Annotated in this window: 12 protein-coding genes; 4 read left to right on the forward strand and 8 right to left on the reverse strand. The window is 37.5% G+C overall.

Annotation, left to right across the window (positions count from 1 at the left end):
• Positions 1 to 405: 405 nt before the first annotated feature.
• Complete coding sequence (locus KME09_01795) at positions 406 to 5,316, forward strand: hypothetical protein (protein ID MBW4532648.1); 4,911 nt, start codon at positions 406 to 408, stop codon at positions 5,314 to 5,316.
• A 159-nt stretch (positions 5,317 to 5,475) separates the two neighbouring features.
• Here KME09_01795 and KME09_01800 read toward each other — a convergent pair whose 3' ends face one another.
• The 8 genes from KME09_01800 to KME09_01835 form a co-directional block, all read right to left on the reverse strand.
• Positions 5,476 to 6,054, reverse strand: a complete 579-nt coding sequence (locus KME09_01800) for a site-specific integrase (GenBank protein ID MBW4532649.1) — start codon at positions 6,052 to 6,054, stop codon at positions 5,476 to 5,478.
• A 239-nt stretch (positions 6,055 to 6,293) separates the two neighbouring features.
• Positions 6,294 to 7,355: an ABC transporter substrate-binding protein gene (locus tag KME09_01805; protein MBW4532650.1), complete on the reverse strand. Its 1,062-nt coding sequence runs from the start codon at positions 7,353 to 7,355 to the stop codon at positions 6,294 to 6,296.
• A gap of 6 nt (positions 7,356 to 7,361) precedes the next feature.
• Complete coding sequence (locus KME09_01810; protein MBW4532651.1) at positions 7,362 to 7,859, reverse strand: hypothetical protein; 498 nt, start codon at positions 7,857 to 7,859, stop codon at positions 7,362 to 7,364.
• A 128-nt stretch (positions 7,860 to 7,987) separates the two neighbouring features.
• The gene (locus tag KME09_01815) at positions 7,988 to 9,232 is read right to left on the reverse strand and encodes a transposase (protein ID MBW4532652.1); all 1,245 of its coding nucleotides are present in this window, start codon (positions 9,230 to 9,232) and stop codon (positions 7,988 to 7,990) included.
• 60 nt (positions 9,233 to 9,292) lie between these two features.
• Positions 9,293 to 9,730, reverse strand: coding sequence for a hypothetical protein (locus tag KME09_01820; GenBank protein ID MBW4532653.1), 438 nt, complete (start codon positions 9,728 to 9,730; stop codon positions 9,293 to 9,295).
• Positions 9,731 to 9,772: 42 nt separating this feature from the next.
• Positions 9,773 to 11,341 carry an IS200/IS605 family accessory protein TnpB-related protein gene (locus KME09_01825; protein MBW4532654.1) on the reverse strand — a complete coding sequence of 523 codons (1,569 nt, stop codon included), beginning with the start codon at positions 11,339 to 11,341 and terminating at the stop codon, positions 9,773 to 9,775.
• Between the two features lie 7 nt (positions 11,342 to 11,348).
• The gene (locus KME09_01830) at positions 11,349 to 11,972 is read right to left on the reverse strand and encodes an IS607 family transposase (protein ID MBW4532655.1); all 624 of its coding nucleotides are present in this window, start codon (positions 11,970 to 11,972) and stop codon (positions 11,349 to 11,351) included.
• 28 nt (positions 11,973 to 12,000) lie between these two features.
• Positions 12,001 to 12,174, reverse strand: coding sequence for a hypothetical protein (locus KME09_01835; GenBank protein ID MBW4532656.1), 174 nt, complete (start codon positions 12,172 to 12,174; stop codon positions 12,001 to 12,003).
• A gap of 381 nt (positions 12,175 to 12,555) precedes the next feature.
• On the opposite strand from KME09_01835, the gene KME09_01840 reads away from it, so the two are divergent.
• The 3 genes from KME09_01840 (at position 12,556) to KME09_01850 (ending at position 16,559) form a co-directional block, all read left to right on the forward strand.
• Positions 12,556 to 12,894: a hypothetical protein gene (locus KME09_01840; GenBank protein MBW4532657.1), complete on the forward strand. Its 339-nt coding sequence runs from the start codon at positions 12,556 to 12,558 to the stop codon at positions 12,892 to 12,894.
• 43 nt (positions 12,895 to 12,937) lie between these two features.
• Positions 12,938 to 13,489: a thermonuclease family protein gene (locus tag KME09_01845; protein ID MBW4532658.1), complete on the forward strand. Its 552-nt coding sequence runs from the start codon at positions 12,938 to 12,940 to the stop codon at positions 13,487 to 13,489.
• 184 nt (positions 13,490 to 13,673) lie between these two features.
• Positions 13,674 to 16,559: a DEAD/DEAH box helicase gene (locus KME09_01850; GenBank protein ID MBW4532659.1), complete on the forward strand. Its 2,886-nt coding sequence runs from the start codon at positions 13,674 to 13,676 to the stop codon at positions 16,557 to 16,559.
• Positions 16,560 to 16,578: the final 19 nt, after the last annotated feature.

Consider the following 16,578-nt stretch of genomic DNA (forward strand, 5'->3'; position numbering starts at 1 on the left):
GGCAGTTAAGTAATTAATCGATTAAGCGCTTAGTTAGTTACTATGTCATACCCTCCAAAGCTGTCTAATAAATCAATTGCGAGACAAACTGTCTACTAATAACCTGAAAAGAGATTTAGGAGACAGTATGTAGAGGGGGATTTTTGAGTCTATTAAGTTATAAAATAGGAGACACCTAAATTTAGTCATTCTATAGAGGAATATGTTTATTAAAAATTAATTATGCCAGTATTTTTCGATAAATTAGTCTTGTGTTACCGATAATTCTGCTTGTCTGTTATTTGAGATATTAAGATAAAAAAATAGCTACAACAGGACTCTGATTTTGCATATTAACCAATATACAAGAATGTTTGTCATTATTGATTCAGATCAGACAGATTAGCAGACTATATATTTTGTCTTATGCCTCAAGCTGGTGGAGAAGCAGATAAACTGGGTAATCGTTATGAAGCTCGCTGGACAATTCATTGCATGATTGATGTTATGGATGAACAAGCCGAGTCGATATACTTAGAACCTCCAGGAGAAGATGCTTTTGAATTCTTCATGTGGCGCAAAGGCAAGAAAGAGTATCATCAGGTTAAAAGGCAGAAAAGCAGCAGTGGTAACTGGTCATTAAAGTCTTTAGAAACAAATCAAATTAGCGTTCTTTCCGACTTTTGGGATTATCTTCAAAAACCAGATGTTACCTGTGTATTTATTTCGACCGAAAATGCCAAGGAGCTATACGAACTAGCTTACCGTGCTAAAAACTCCAACTCATTTACAGAATTTGAACGAAAAAGAATTAATGATATAGGTATCTCAACTAAATTTAAAGTCCTGCGTGAAAAATGGCAAAGTTGCTCTCCACAATCAGCATATGAAGCTTTAAGAAAAGTCAAAATTCAAACCGTTGGAGAAGATTTTTTAATTGATTCGATTGAAAATCGTCTTACTACTCTAGTAGAAGAAGACCCCAAGACGATCAGAATTGAATTAGCTGAGTTGATACTTAATAGTACTCGTAAAGAGTTGAATACACATGATATCTGGCATTATCTAAGTCAAAGAGGATATCGTCGTCGCGAATGGGGAAAAGACACGCGTGTTTTAGCTACTGTTGAGAATACAAATCGTCGTTATATTAAAAGACTCAAAGATATTGAGATCGCAGACAATATAATTTCCCGTGATGAAACTCAAACTATTTTGTCTAAACTTCAGTCAAATACTGGAAAAAAGGCAGTATTAGTAACGGGAGAAGCTGGAATTGGTAAAAGTGTGATCATGCTTCAGGTTTTAAAAGCACTGATTGATCTAGGCATTCCTGTATTGTCAATGCGTGTAGATAATCTTAAGCCAGTAGATCATTCTGATGATGTTGGTAAACAGTTAAAGTTACCTGGTTCTCCTACTAATGTCTTAGCCAGTATTGCTAAAGGTAGAGAATGCGTACTTGTAATAGATCAGTTGGATACAGTTAGTTTGGCTTCTGGTCGTCATCCAGATTTTTTTGAGTGCGTCAATGAAATAATTAGACAGACTTTAGTTTATCCTAATATGGGTTTGTTGTTAGCCTGCCGTCAGTTCGATCTGGATAACGATTATAGATTAAAGAAATTAATTGACACTAAGGGTATAGCTGAAACCTTCAATATCAATTATCTCAGTCATGACAAGGTTAGAGAAATAGTTGCTGAGTTGAATTTGGATGCTACAAAACTAAACTCACAACAACTAAATTTACTGTCTGTTCCCCTACATCTATGGTTATTATCGCAAATAGCTTCAGACTCAACTAGTAATTCACTTGAGTTTATTACTGCCAAAGATTTATACGATCGCTTTTGGGATTATAAGCCCAGAAAACTAAATGCAAGGCTTGAACGTAAAATCGAATGGACAAAGATAATCGATCTTATTAGTGATCGCATGAGTGAAAAACAAAGTCTTTCTGTGTCAAAGGCAGTTGTAGATGATTATCAAGCAGATGCTGAAGCTATGGCATCAGAACATATTTTAGTTAAAGATAACAACCGTTATAGATTTTTTCATGACGGTTTCTTTGATTATGCTTTTGCCAGACGTTTTGCTGCTCGTGAAGAAGATATATTAACCCTTTTGTATAGCGATGAACAGCATTTATTTCGCCGTACTCAAGTCAAGCAAATTTTAATTCATGAGAGAGAAAGCGATTTTGATTTCTATCTCGAACATCTTGAGGATTTATTAACCAGTAGTAATATTCGTTTTCATATCAAACAAATAATATTTGCTTGGCTAGGGACATTAAACAACCCCAAAGAAGAAGAATGGGAAATACTTCTCCCGATGCTTGAAGGTGATGGTAGTCTAAATCGTTCAGCTTGGTCAGCAATATGCACCTCTAGTAGTTGGTTCAAACTTTTAGCATCTTTAGGGCTAGTTACTCGATGGCTTAATAGCGGTCAAATTAGAGATGTCAACCGAGCAACATATCTGTTGTGGAATGCTCAAAAAGAAACACCAGAAATAGTAGCCAACTTATTAAACCCCTTAACCAATTCCTCAAAGAAAGGACAAGACTTAATTAATAAGATTATAGATTTTACTTATTTAGGTAATAATCGCCAAATTTTTGATTTATTTTTAAATTTACTCAATCAAAGCTATTATGATGGAAAAAAAGATATTTTTGACCATACTGGCTTAGATTTTTGGTCACAAATACATTCACTACCTAGAAACAATTCTGATTGGGCTTGCGAAGCAATAGGTCATTATTTAGATCGTTATTTGAATTTAAGTATCGCTATTGATCAAGACAACTTATTTGATTATAAAAATAGTATTTTTCCTCACAGTCAAAGTGCAGAAAGCGTCATCCGAGCAAGTGCGAATAGATCTCCTCGCTCTTTTATAAAATACATTTTGCCTTTTGTCTTAAAACAAATAAAACTTACAGTCGATTCTTCAAGTAGCAATCCACCGTGGAAAGATGATGTATGGCGTTACATAAAGTATGACAATTATTACGATTTTGAAGATATTTTATTAAACTGTCTTGAGAAAGCACTTCAAGATCTTGCTATTAAAGAACCGCAAGATTGTAAGGTAATTATTGAACAACAACTTAAGACAAACCAAGATTTTAAAACAATTCAATTTCTTATAGTTCGTGCATATACAGCAAATGGAGCTTATTTTTATGAAGATGCAACTAACTTTCTTTGTCAATCTCCAAGTAGACTAAAAAATGGTTACGATATTAGTAATGGCAACATCCATGCTGCTCCATATTGGGCAACAGGCCAGCTTTTGATTAATATTATTCCTTATTGCTCTGCTTCAGATTTAAATAAACTAAAAAATACGTTATTTAATTATTATCCTGTCTGGAATAAGAGAAAGCAAGAAAGTATTCCTTTAACAACTTACTTACACGATTCTAATTTTTTCTATATTCGAGTTCCAAAGCATTCAACACTCAAGCTATTTCCGCAAACTATAAATTTATTGTATTGGTTATCTTGCTCTCAATATCTTGGATTTCTAAAAAGAAGTGTGGAATATTCTTTACATTTACGAGGATATCCTCAATTTGTTTTAATTGACAGCTTTGTGATTGCAGCAGAATCGCAATTACAGATAATTGCCACTAAAATATTTACTTTAGCTTATTCTTCTAATACTCAATACCACAAAATAGCTTATTTAATTTTACTAAATAATATTCAGCTTTTTGCTTTTGATTCAACTATTGCTCATCGCTGGAGTGAATGGCGACGTAAATTTAAGTCATTAAACCTATTAACAGAAGAACTAGATAATATTGAACCTCCTGAAGCAGTAGAAGCTTTCGTTGTTGGATCTCCAATTAGTCAAGACGTTACAAGCTATATGACTGATGAACAGTGGCTAAACGCAATAAATAAGTATAATGCTGATGGCATAAATTCTAGAAAAAGTGACTTAACTAAAGGCGGTGCATTAGAGTTATCAAGAAATCTGGAAAAATCTGCCGCCAAAGAACCTGTTCGATTTGCACACTTAATCTGGAAACTATCAGATGATTGTCATACTTATTATTTCGACGCAATTTTAAATGGTTTGGCAAATTCAGAAATCAATATCCCGATTAAGTTTTGGAGTGTTCTGATTAATATAGATTGTTTAGCTGGTCTTTTATTTTTATATAGTTTCACCAATGTAGTGACTGCTTCTAGTGTTATCCGAAGATGTCATCAACTCCCTGACAAGCCTTGTGGACGAGCAATTAGCAATTTATGCCAAAAACTAGCTAGTCTGCCTTGGTCTATTGGGGCGATGAATATATTAATTTACTATGCCCTAAATGACTCCGATCCTGAAAAAGAATTCTGGCACAAGACAGAGCCAAACGATACCGTTTACTACGGTGGCGACATATTAACTGCTGGAATAAATTCGGTCAGAGGTTCTGCGGTAGAAGCGATCGCCAGTCTAATTTTTGCTGATAAAACTCGCGGTGCTTATTTTCAATATTCTTTAGAGAAAATAGTAAAAGATAAATCAATTGCTGTAAGAAGTTGTGCTGCTGAAGCTCTCACGGCAATGCTAAATTATGACCGTGATTTGGCTGTTCATTTGTTTTTAAAGCTCTGCGATACAGAAGATGTTTTGCTAGGAATACGTACAGTTGAAAGATTCTTGAGATACTCCACGTATACGCATTTTGAGATTTTAAAATTTCTTTTAGAAAAGATGATACGTTCAAAACAGCCTGACATAATTGAAGTCGGCTCAAGAATCTCTACAATGAGAGCTTTAGAAATGGATGAAGGTCAAGATCTCGCTCATTATTGTCTATCGGCAACCATCACTCATCGAAAGGCTTTAGCTCAAGTTTTCGCAGCAAATTTTAAATCTGCGAACTTTCGTCAATATTGTGTAGATGGACTGATAAAACTATTTAGCGATCTCGAAGAAGATGTTCGCTCTCAAGCTGCCAGATGTTTTTATGAACTTGAAGCTGACGAACTAGAACTCTACGTAAACCTGATACAGAAATTTGTCAATAGTCCTGCATTTAACAATAATTCTGACGCTTTAATCCACGCACTAACCAAAACTACTGCTAAATTGCCTCAAGAAACATATTTAGTTTGCAATCGCTTTATAGAACACTTAAAGACCTTACCTACTGAACAACTGTACTATGTCAGGGATGGAGATCGAATTAGTCAACTGTTAATTAGACTATACAGCCAGCGAAATAAATTGATGAAATCGAAGTGTTTAAACCTAATCGACAGTCTCAGTGAGATGAACATTCATCAGTTAAATCAAGCAGTTAGTAATTATGAGAGATGAAAATGCTAACATTTTCGTCTTATAAAAGTAGATAAAAAAAACATAACTCTTTGACAGTTTGATTTACTGGGTCATATGCTGGAAAGCGAGGTAATTAACTGCTTAAGCAGTTAATTAAGTAACTAGTTAAGTGCTTAATTAATCAAGCACTATTGAGTACTAAAAATTCAAAGTAGAAATAGCAGTTTCTTTCTGCTGCTCCGTCACACCTAGATACCTTTCTAATGCTGCTAAAGTTTTATGACCTGATATTGCCTGTATATGTCGTAGAGGCACACCAGAATCACTCATACGGGTTAATGCAGTGCGTCTAAAGGAGTGGGTCGAGACACCTTCTATTTCTAATTTATAGCAAGCATCACGTAGTATTTTATCTGCACTACCCTTATGAATGCTTCCTTTACCATGTCTGCCTGGAAATAGATGAGGACGAGTGGCCCATAAATTAGTGAGATGATGTTGATTTAAATATTCTTTTAGTTGAGGATGTATTTGAATTTCTCTAGTAGATTGTTTGCCTTTGGTGTTGTAGCTGCGGATTACTAGAACATCTCTTACCCCCTTGATACCTATTACATCGCCACGTAATAAAGTACAAGCTTCATTAATTCTTGCTGCTGCATATAAACACACACCAAAGAGGGCGCGATCGCGGGGTTTGGTGAATCCCTCGTTAAATAGTAGAGTTATTTGAGTCGGGGTCAGGATGGCAGCCCGACCAAACTTGTTCACTTTCATAGAAACAAGTTTACATGATCAAATCGAACGATGATCATCTAATTCTCCTCGATCGTTGTCAGATAAGAGTCATAACTTAAGCTTATACAGACTAGTAAACTGTTTTGGTAAATCTTAAATAGAAATAGTTAATAGATTTAGTGATAGGGGCTATTTTATGCTGGTAAGGTGAAGCCAATCCTAGTTTTTCAACTCACCAGTTGCGATTGTCCTTCGGGACAATCGGGGGAAACTCAGATTTATAGGTTTTTCTTTTGTTTCGCTGCATAGGCTTTGACAAAGCGATCGTCAAATAAATTGCTCAGATCGGGAGCCTGTTGCGCTAAACCTGATTTAACTAAAAAATCGCTGATTTTCTGCGCTGAAAACTGCAATGACGTGACATCTTGACCAGGTTCAAATGCCTTGATGTTGTCTTCTACTGAAAAGATGGTCGTACCATCGGCATAATCTTCGTATTCGGCGAGGGTTACATTTGCTTTTTTCGCCATGATTTTATTGGCTTGTTCTGGATTTTGCTTAAGGCGATCGAGGGTGGCAAACCAAGAATTGACTGTAGCCTGTACCTGTTCGGGATTTTCTTCGACAAACTGGCGCGAAAAGACTAAATGATCGGAGATTGCTCCAGGAAAGTCTTTGGAACTAAATAATTCTTTGCTGCCAGGTCGTTTTAGAGCTTGAGTGGTAAAAGGAGCAAATACGGCAACGGCATCAACTTGACCACCAACAAAAGCTGTAGCTGCTTGACCTGTTTCTAAAGGTACAAACTCAATATCTGCTGCGGATAAACCTTCTTTTTCTAGCCCGAGTAATAATAAATAATGATCGACTGTCCCTTCTTCAGCAGCAATCTTTTTCCCTTTGAGATCGGCAACACTATTGATTCCTTCACTGACAATAATTTTGTCGTTACCAGTAGAGTTATCGTTGACTAAAACTATAGCTAAATCTGCACCGCCAGAAGCACTGCTAATCGTGTCGTTTAAGGTTTGACTATTGGCATCAATTTGTCCTGTGGTTAAAGCACTGATGGATTCTAAATAACCATCAAACCATTTAAGCTCCACTGAGGCATTGTTGGCTTTAAAAATCCCTGATTCTTGGGTGACTTGCCAAGGAAACCAACCAGGCCAAGCACTATAGCCTAAAGTAAGGGCAGCCTCACCTGTAGCAGTGGGGGAATTGGTATCAGTAGTTGTTTTAATCGAGGTAGCTGGATTACACCCAACAACAACACTTGCGCTAAGGACAAAAATTACTAAAAGAAAATTTATTAAAGATCGAGCTAAAAATGATGTCAAGCAGGGTCACACCCCCCTCGCTCTCTTTCTAGTTCTAGATTGGTCGCCAGGAGAATCGGAATTTGTGGGTTTCGGTTTCTTGCTTTGTAATCGTGCAAGATTTACCGCAGCAATATCAGTAAAATAAGATTCTTTGGTTTGACTAATGTTAGTTCCCAGATCGAGCCACTCATTTTCTATATATTGAGCTGTTAAATATTCTTGAGGGTCGATCTTATTTTGATAAGTGATAATTTTAGTTTTTGAATCAAATTTAACTACCGAATTGCCATTTTCCACTATCTTGTTCTGATTGAGTTTGAGATAGTCGATCAAAATTGGAGCAATCTTTTTTACCCTGTCTTGCTGCTGGTTATTAGGGGATAAAACTAAATCTAAACTTAAGAGCTGCTTTCGATTATATTTGAGTAACTCAAGAGCAAAGTTCTTTGCCTCTTGAGTAAGACGCTCACTGGGTATTTTGGCAAAGACTCGTTCAATTTGCCTAAAATCAAGCTGTTGCAATTTATTTAACCAGATCTTAGCTGCTTGAGGACGTATTGTAGCAGCCTGTCTAAATACTTCTATCCCGCTTATCTCTTCACCTCGATCGCTAAAGGTTGACGCTCCCCGACCGTCGCGGACGGGGATTCCTAAGAGATAGTTATTCTTAGAGGGTTAGCCAAAAACCCGCTAGACACTCGCTGGAAATCCAGTCTGTGCTTACTTTTAACTAAAATATTAGCACTGCCATTAATATCTGCTGAGACTAAATGTTTATCCTTTGTTTTATACAATCCACGCTTAACCCTCCTTCCAGAGAATTTATTCTTTGTGGGGTTGTCGGCATTATAAAAGGGTATTGTGTCTTGGTCGTAAAAACTAGCTTTAGAAGTATAGCTCTCCTCTTGTTCAAGATATTCAATTCCGTATCTAAAACACAGCGCTTTAAGCTTGCTTCTCAGTTGCCAAAAGGGTATTTGAACAAAGTTTTGATTGTTAGACTTACCAATATTGATTTCCTGTTTAATGCCTGGATTGTAACCAACTATCAGTTTACCTATTTGATATTCAAGGCAATGGTTAATTATCAATCTAGTAGCCTTGTTCAAATAGTCTCTGACACAGTTACTACGCCATTGATTCAGTCTTGCTTGTTTGTTGGTCAACGATTTAATACCTTGCTTATCTTTAGCAGATTGGAGTTGTGCATTGCGTTTGTTGTACCACTGATTAATACTTTTAAGTCGTTTTCCATCAATCAAAAATTGATGCCCATCAGTATCGATACAACCACACAGATTATCAACTCCCAAGTCAATAGCAATAGCTTTACTGGAATCAACAGATGCTTCTATTTTTTCGTCTTCAAAAATATATTCAACCTCAAACCAACGAGCCGAGTATTTTGGATGTATTCGTACCTCCTTAATTTTTTTATTTTTCAGCCTTTCTGGAAGTTGGATCTTTACCTCGCCATATTCCTCTTTAAACTCACGAGACATGGGTACTGCAAAATACCCATCCTTGAGTCTAATACGAGGAATAATCAAAGGGAAATATCCCTCTTTTGGCAAATAGTTAGGCAGTTTAGGTCTTTGGTCACAGCGTCCAATAGATATTGCTTTGAGCAGTCCCAAGAAAGACCTTATACTTCTATCCACCACTTTTATAGTCTGTTGAGCAATGTCGGTATTAAGCAACCGATAGTTTTCATTCGACTTGCACAAGTGGTAATTAGATTCATACGTCAGACGTTTTCTTTCATTAAAGAAATATTGTCTACATTCATACAACGCCACGTTAAAAAGATTCTTACTCAAACGACACAAAGCAGACATAGCTTTAAATTCCTGTCGGCTAAGTCTTCTGAGTTGATTTTTTTGAGTAGCGTACATATCCAAAGTAATTCGCTGTATTTACAGTATATAGCGAATTAGTTTAAAAGTAAAGCCGTCCTAGAAGGACGAGGTTTCTAACCCAAATTTCTGATGATCGAATACAGGCGAAAGATAAAATTGCCCACTAGACTGTCTGACAATATCTAAATTTCGGTCATGACGGTCGCTATTACCTACTGTCGCATCCATCATTAAAACTCCGACAAACATATCAGCAGCATCTTTGATGCCTTCGGGAACTGGAAAATTTGGCGGGAGTTGAATGTTGTTATCTGATAAAGCCTGAATTACATTATCAACCTGATAATCAAAAGCGTAATCATATTGACTCATAGATTGCTGCAAAAGATTTTCCAGCGGAAAACGTTCTTCATCGTCAGGTTGAGACAGATCGATTGATATCGTACCAGGAACTTCTCGCTCGTCCTCTACCATGACAGCAAGCTCACAAAGCGCTGTAGGAAGACCTGTAAGTTGATTAATTTCTGAAACCACTTTTTCCGACCAATCTGTTCTAGACTCAGCAATATCTTCGCGCTACTTAAAATCTAGGCAAAGTTGGGTAAACTTAGGCAGACATGAATCCAAGCACAGAGATTCACTAAGGATTTTAGGAGTAGAATAATCTTTGCCTGCTAGCTTCCTGCTCTCTTGAGAACTCTGGCTAGTAGGCTTGACTCCAACCCTGACTCTCATCCCAAAGTAGCTATGCCTACGGCAACCCTTAACTAGCTTTGAGATACGCGCCCAATAAGACCACACGTGCTTATTCACATCCACTGGCGCGAATAAGGCGTTACAGAATCTAGGCAACCGCTCAGAGAATCGAAGACCACGACGAGCGAGTACTAATGCTGCGGAAGTACCCGAATTTAACCCGTACAAACTCATGTATTTAACCATGCCAATAAGCGAGGAATAGGCAGGGTTAACATCTATAACTTGAATGGCTGCACTTTTAGCTTTGGAATGAACTAGCTCTGAAAACTTACTATAGGCAAATTGTGAAAGCGTTCTGGCGTAACGTTTGCCGCTTTCTCTTAGTCTGTTTTTCTTGTTGGCAAAATCCAACTTCTCAATCACTATAGGACATTGATACTCAACAGCTAGATCTATTATCTGTCCGATGGATTCACTTAAGATATGTGTCGCTTGTCCTGATGATTTGCCTTGTAAATCGATATTAATTTGACCATGTTTAGCCAGATTTCCTTCGCTATCACAATAAGTCCAGGCAATATTATCAACATTCAAATCGATACCAATTGCGCCATTATTTTTGTGGCTAATCCAAGGCAGATCGGGCAATTCAACAGTTGTATGGAGATACCATTTACTATTTTTCTTGACAAAGCGATGAGTTACAGCTTTTTCTGTACCATTGCGATAGCTCAAGCCTCGCTTATGTCGCGTTGGAGACAAGGCAATATCTACAAAGGTTTGACCATAGTTAAACTTAACCCCATCACAATTAATGTGAGAACCAAACTGCTTTAACATACATGGTGGCACTGTAATTGTTAGCTGCCCAGCGCTAGTAACCCGACAAAGTTGGTTTCCACCTTGATAGGTTTTTGAGCCAACCATCATGAAATTAGATTGGCGGTTGGCTCTCCAATCAACTAGCCATTCATCATGACTAGCATAGCCATTTGCATCCAAGTTAAATTGTGCTTTGAATAATCTTTTAGTTCCAAAGCACAACCCGATATTTTTATCCTGTAATGCTTTTAGGTTGTGCTGCTTAATAGCTAGCCTGCGCTTTTGCTGATGGATAATGAATTTATCTTTTTGAGTAATCTGCTTTTTTTGGAGACGCTTTTTAATCGCAGATTGAATACTTTTGATAGTAGATTTTAAGTCTTTAGCCTGAGTCTTTCTAAGTTCTTTTATTCCTTGCTGCTTACCTTTGAGGTTGTGGTAGACATTACGAGTTGTGGTGCTATCTACTTTGTATTTAGACTGTAGAGACTTCTCAATACTGGCTATTGGTTCGCCACGCATTAATGCTACGTGCATATTTTTTTCAACAGCCGAATATATCTCGCTCATTTGGTCGAGAAATGGGTAGATTGATTCGGGTAATACAGTTTGATATGTAGGCATAAATATATTATCCCGAATTTTCTTTACTTATTTTAACTAATTTGCTCAGGTTTTCTTCTAAAAGTATTACGTTTTTACGACTTCTCATACTGTGCAGCTTCGCACTAAAGACAGTAATTATTTCTAAAACGTTTTTAACTAATTCCTCTTCAGGAGAACTGTCTGGAGTTTTATTAAGTATCACTACTTTTACTCCATACAGTTCACACATTGAAAACACTAACTCGCTGCCAAACCTAAGCAATCGATCTTTGTTAGTCAAAACTAATCTAGATACTTTACCTTCTACTAAAAGAGACAGTAGCTTATTAAGTCCTTTCTTTTTATAATTAACGCTTGAACCAATGTCTTTGAGAGTCAAGCAGTTTTGCCATTTGTTAATCTCAGCATAGGTTTCAAGTACTGCTATCTGTCTGTCTAAATCTTTCTTTTGTGGGCGAGTACTAACTCGACAGTATAAAACTGTTAATCCCTCTGTTGCTTTGTCTTTGAGAATTGTTGTTAAGTCATATCGTCTGTGACCACTTTCTGTTCTTTCTGGAATCAGCTTTTTCTCTTCTTCCCATCTCCGCAAGGTGTCTGTAGATACTCCCAGTAAATAAGCAGCTTCAGATCTACTTAACTTAGGCATTTTACAATATATATAGTATTGCCTAAGTTTATCTAAGTTTTAGACGTGCTGCCCGTAGCCGATCGCTCTTCGCTTCTTTAAATAAAACTTTTCCCAAGCGTTCGGTTTCAATCCAGCCTTTAGGGATAATGCCGTCTAATTCTTCGTTTATTTTTACTAGAGAAGCTGGGACAGAGATAATTCCATAATTATGGTCGATCATTAATTGGTTGATAATCAGGTTCAGAGGAATAGCAGTTTCAATAGAGGCAGCATTATAACCTTTTTAGGGATAATTACTGTTTCGTTCATTCTTTGGCCCTTGATTAAATTACTTTGTTTACTGTTACCGCGCGGACGCGGATGCGGTCAGCGCGACGCGATCGCCTTCCACGGTGACAAACTACTAGATCTTGCTCTTGTTTTTCTCTTCTTGTTTTCTTGTCTTTATATCTTATCTCATCTTTCTATCTTTTATTTAACTTTTGACGGATAAAAGTCAACTATCCGATTCTCGAAGTTAGATGTCAAGAATCCCCCAGTAGAGTGACGTTAGGAGCTTACTGTCGAGGTTGAGAAAGAGTATTCTTACTCAAAAGCCGCCGTGCGTTGGCGGGGTTCTCCTCAGTGCGATAAGGACAAGCCCCCGAATTCATTCGGGGGACAGCGCCTTGACTATAGAAGAACTGAAGCCGAAGCCCAAATCAATCATGCTATCGATCTGATTATGGAGTACAACCAAGCGTCAGGTAGAAATCATCAAGACAAATTTAGAATAGGCATGGGAGCTTTAAGAAAGATGACCAAACGTGGTTGTCGAGTCATTGAAAGAATAATTGAAAGTAGAAATGATGAGATTGAAAAACATCAGTTGCTAAATCCAAGGCACAATAATAAAGGGTTTAATGCTATTTCAATTGATGCCGCGATTCCTCTAGATTAATTATTTATTTGGGAATACTAGATAGAAATCAAGTTCCCATGATATGCAAGCCAAGCTATTCCTATTTTATTTACGCTTCCGTAAGCCAATAATTATAATCTCTGCCCTATTAGCTGCTGCCATCATTGGCTTAGATAACTGGCAAAGATACAAATACAGAACAGCCGACTATACACCCTGGACTTTAGAAACAGTAAATAGTGGCTCAAGTTTTACTGTGACTCGTAATGATGAAACTAAGATCATCAATTTATGTGGCGTAAATGCTTCTGGAGATAAAGCTAAGAACTATTTGCACTCAGTAATTAATCTTGGTAATGGCACAGTAGAGCTTGAGCAAGTTGGCGATCGCTATGAAGCTTGGATACTGCTAGACAAAAATTACGATGTTGAGTTAGTAAAACAAATTTCAGCTCGGCCTAACTATCTTATTGAGCAGCAGATTCACTTGAATACTTGGGTTATAGAAAACGGTTATGCCAAACAAGATCGACAAAGTTCTCATACCTGTAGAAAACCAGAACATTTAACTTGGGCAGAGAAGGTTGCTCAAGAAAATGGGTTGGGAATTTGGCAGGGCAAACAATCAAATTAGGACGCTCAATTAATTTACTTGGCTGACCGTGATAAGTAACCAAAACTTCTTTTTTAGCGCGAGTAGCTGCAACGTAAAGCAAACAGCGATCGCTATTTATTTATTTGTTGTGCGACGCTGTTATTTTAGCTGTTAAATTTGGGCATATTTGTAAGTACATAGATATTTTATATAGATATTTAATATGGTTAACTCTGCTGTGCTTGCGCCAGGAGCTAGAATTGTTATACGCGATTCTGAATGGTTGATACGTAAAACTCTTAAAGCTTCAGCGGGAAGTAGAGTAGTCATAGAAGTCGTTGGTGTTAGTAATTTTATCAGACACGAAACAGCACAGTTTATAGCCGAGCTAGAAGAAGATTTAGTTGTCTTAGATCCCAAAGAAATAAAGTTAGTTGCTGATAATTCTTCTGGTTATTTAAAATCACTATTATTCATTGAAGGTAATTTAAAACAGACTGCGCCTACTGACTCTAATCTCTACATTGGTCATAAGGCAGCGATGGATATTTTGCCTTTTCAGTTAGCTCCTAGTTTAAAAGCTTTAAAAATGCCTCGTCAACGGCTATTAATTGCCGATGCGGTTGGGCTTGGGAAGACTTTAGAAGCAGGTATTTTAGTCTCGGAATTAATTCGACGGGGAAAAGGAAGACGTATTTTGGTGGTCACGACTAAAAGTATGTTGACCCAGTTTCAAAAGGAATTTTGGTCGCGGTTTACTATTCCTTTAGTACGTTTGGATTCAGTAGGTATTCAAAGAATTAGATCGCGTATTCCAACTAATCACAATCCTTTTAATTACTACGATAAGGCAATTGTTTCAGTAGATACTTTGAAACAGAATAGGGAGTATCGTACCTACATCGAAAACGCTTATTGGGATGTTATTGTTATTGATGAAGCGCATAATGTAGCGCGTCGGGGAAAAGGTCAAAGTACTTCTTTAAGGGCGAAATTAGCCGAAAGACTGGCTACTCGTTCTGATAGTTTAATTATGCTGTCGGCTACGCCTCATGATGGTCGAGCAGAAAGTTTTGCTAGCTTGATGAATATGCTCGATCCCACGGCGATCGCATCCGAGCAAGACTACAGTAAAAGCGAAATTCGCGATCTCTATGTCCGTCGTTTTAAAAAGGATGTCAAGGATCAGTTAGCTAAGAATTTCCCCGAACGAAGCGCGATCGCAATTGCTGCCGATGCTTCTAGTTTAGAAGAGTCAGCTTTTGAAATACTAGATAGTTTAAAACTCCTTTCGATTAATAAGAAGGGGAAAGCAGGGATGTTATTTAAGACAACTTTGTTGAAAGCAATGTTGTCTAGCCCGATGGCTTGCTTGGAGACAGTTGTTAAACGCATTAAGAAAGTAGAGAAAAACGGTGATTCGCTTACACAAGATAAAGATATTGCTGAGTTAGAAGAATTCAAGTCTGTCTTAGAAGAAATTACTGCTGCGGAGTTTTCTAAGTATCAACAGCTATTGTCTGTCATCAAAGGTAAAAGCAAAGATGAGTTTGCGTGGAAGGGGAAATACTCAAAAGACCGTATTGTTATCTTTACCGAGCGTTTGGAAACAATGCGCTTTTTGGCGAAGAATTTAGCTGAGGATTTGTCTCTTAGCAAAGAAGCGATCGCAACATTAGATGGAAGTATGTCTGATGTAGATTTAATGGGCATCATCGAAGATTTTGGTAACGAAAAGTCTTCTTTAAGGTTATTGATTGCTACGGATGTAGCTTCAGAGGGAATCAACTTACATTACCTATCCCATCGCTTGATTCACTTTGATATTCCTTGGTCTTTGATGGCTTTACAGCAACGTAACGGGAGAATCGATCGTTATGGACAAGAGGAACAGCCACAAATTCGTTATTTGTTAACTCGTTCTAATAATTCTCGGATGGATGAGGTTGAGAGAATTATTCAGGTGCTATTAGTTAAAGACGAGCAAGCAGTTAAGAATATTGGCGATCCTTCAGTCTTTATGGGGGTGTTTGATGTTGATGAAGAAATAAGGATTGTCAGTAAAGCTATTGAGTCTGGGACATCGGCAGATGATTTTGCTAGTTCCCTCGAACCAAAACAGCTAGCAGATGATGATTTTGATTTCTTTGCTTTATTAGATGAGCCTGTTGTGGAGAAACAGGAAGAAGATGGCACAGAGACAAGGGAAGAGTCAGAGATTGGTGAAATGCCGAGCTTGTTTAAAGATGACTTTAGCTATGTCGTGGCTGCATTAGAGCAGTTTAAGCAGGAGCAAGACTTACAGTTATCTGTTCTCGAAGACGAACTCTTAATTGAGTTGACTATGCCGAAGGAGTTACGCGATCGCTATAAACGCTTTCCTAGAGAGATTTTACCTGAGAAAAATGAACCTTTAAGGTTATCGGCAGATAAAAAAGCGATCGCGACTGACTTAGAAGAAGCCAGACGCGCTGAAGATAGTTGGTCTTCTTTGCAATATCTTTGGGAATTACACCCGATAGTTACTTGGCTCAATGATAGGGGAGTAACTTTATTTGGTCGCCATCAAGCACCAGTAATTACTTTAAGGGATAATTTAGCACCCCAAGAAGTTGTATTTATTATCTCTGGAGTAATTCCCAATCGTCGGGGACAACCGTTGATTAACAAGTGGTTGGGGGTAGTGTTTGAGAAAAATAAGTTTGTCAGAGTAGAAGAATTTACCGCCACACGCGATCGCTCCCTTTTAGGCAAAGAACCAATTCCCAATACCAATCAAGAGGTAGACGAGTCTTTATTAGAACTGCGATCGCAAGCTGTAGAGGAAGCGACTAAAAATATCCTGGCAGCAGATAAAGAGTATAACGATTGCATTAATCCAAAGTTACAAGAACAATACGATCGCTTGGAAAAATGGCGAGGAAAGTCTTGTGAGCAGCTTGAACTGCCGACAGTTAATACATATAACATTGCCAAAAGTAAAAAAGAAAAAGAGCAAAATCGTATTCAACGTACTTTTGAAGATTATTGGAATTTTGTACAAGAAAGCACCACGACTGAAAAATCACCCTATATCAAGATTGTCGCTGTTTTAAGAGGTAGTGGCTAATAAGTAATTCCGAACTCGT

Origin of the sequence: Pleurocapsa minor HA4230-MV1 (assembly GCA_019359095.1) — a bacterium.
Classification (GTDB): domain Bacteria; phylum Cyanobacteriota; class Cyanobacteriia; order Cyanobacteriales; family Xenococcaceae; genus Waterburya; species Waterburya minor.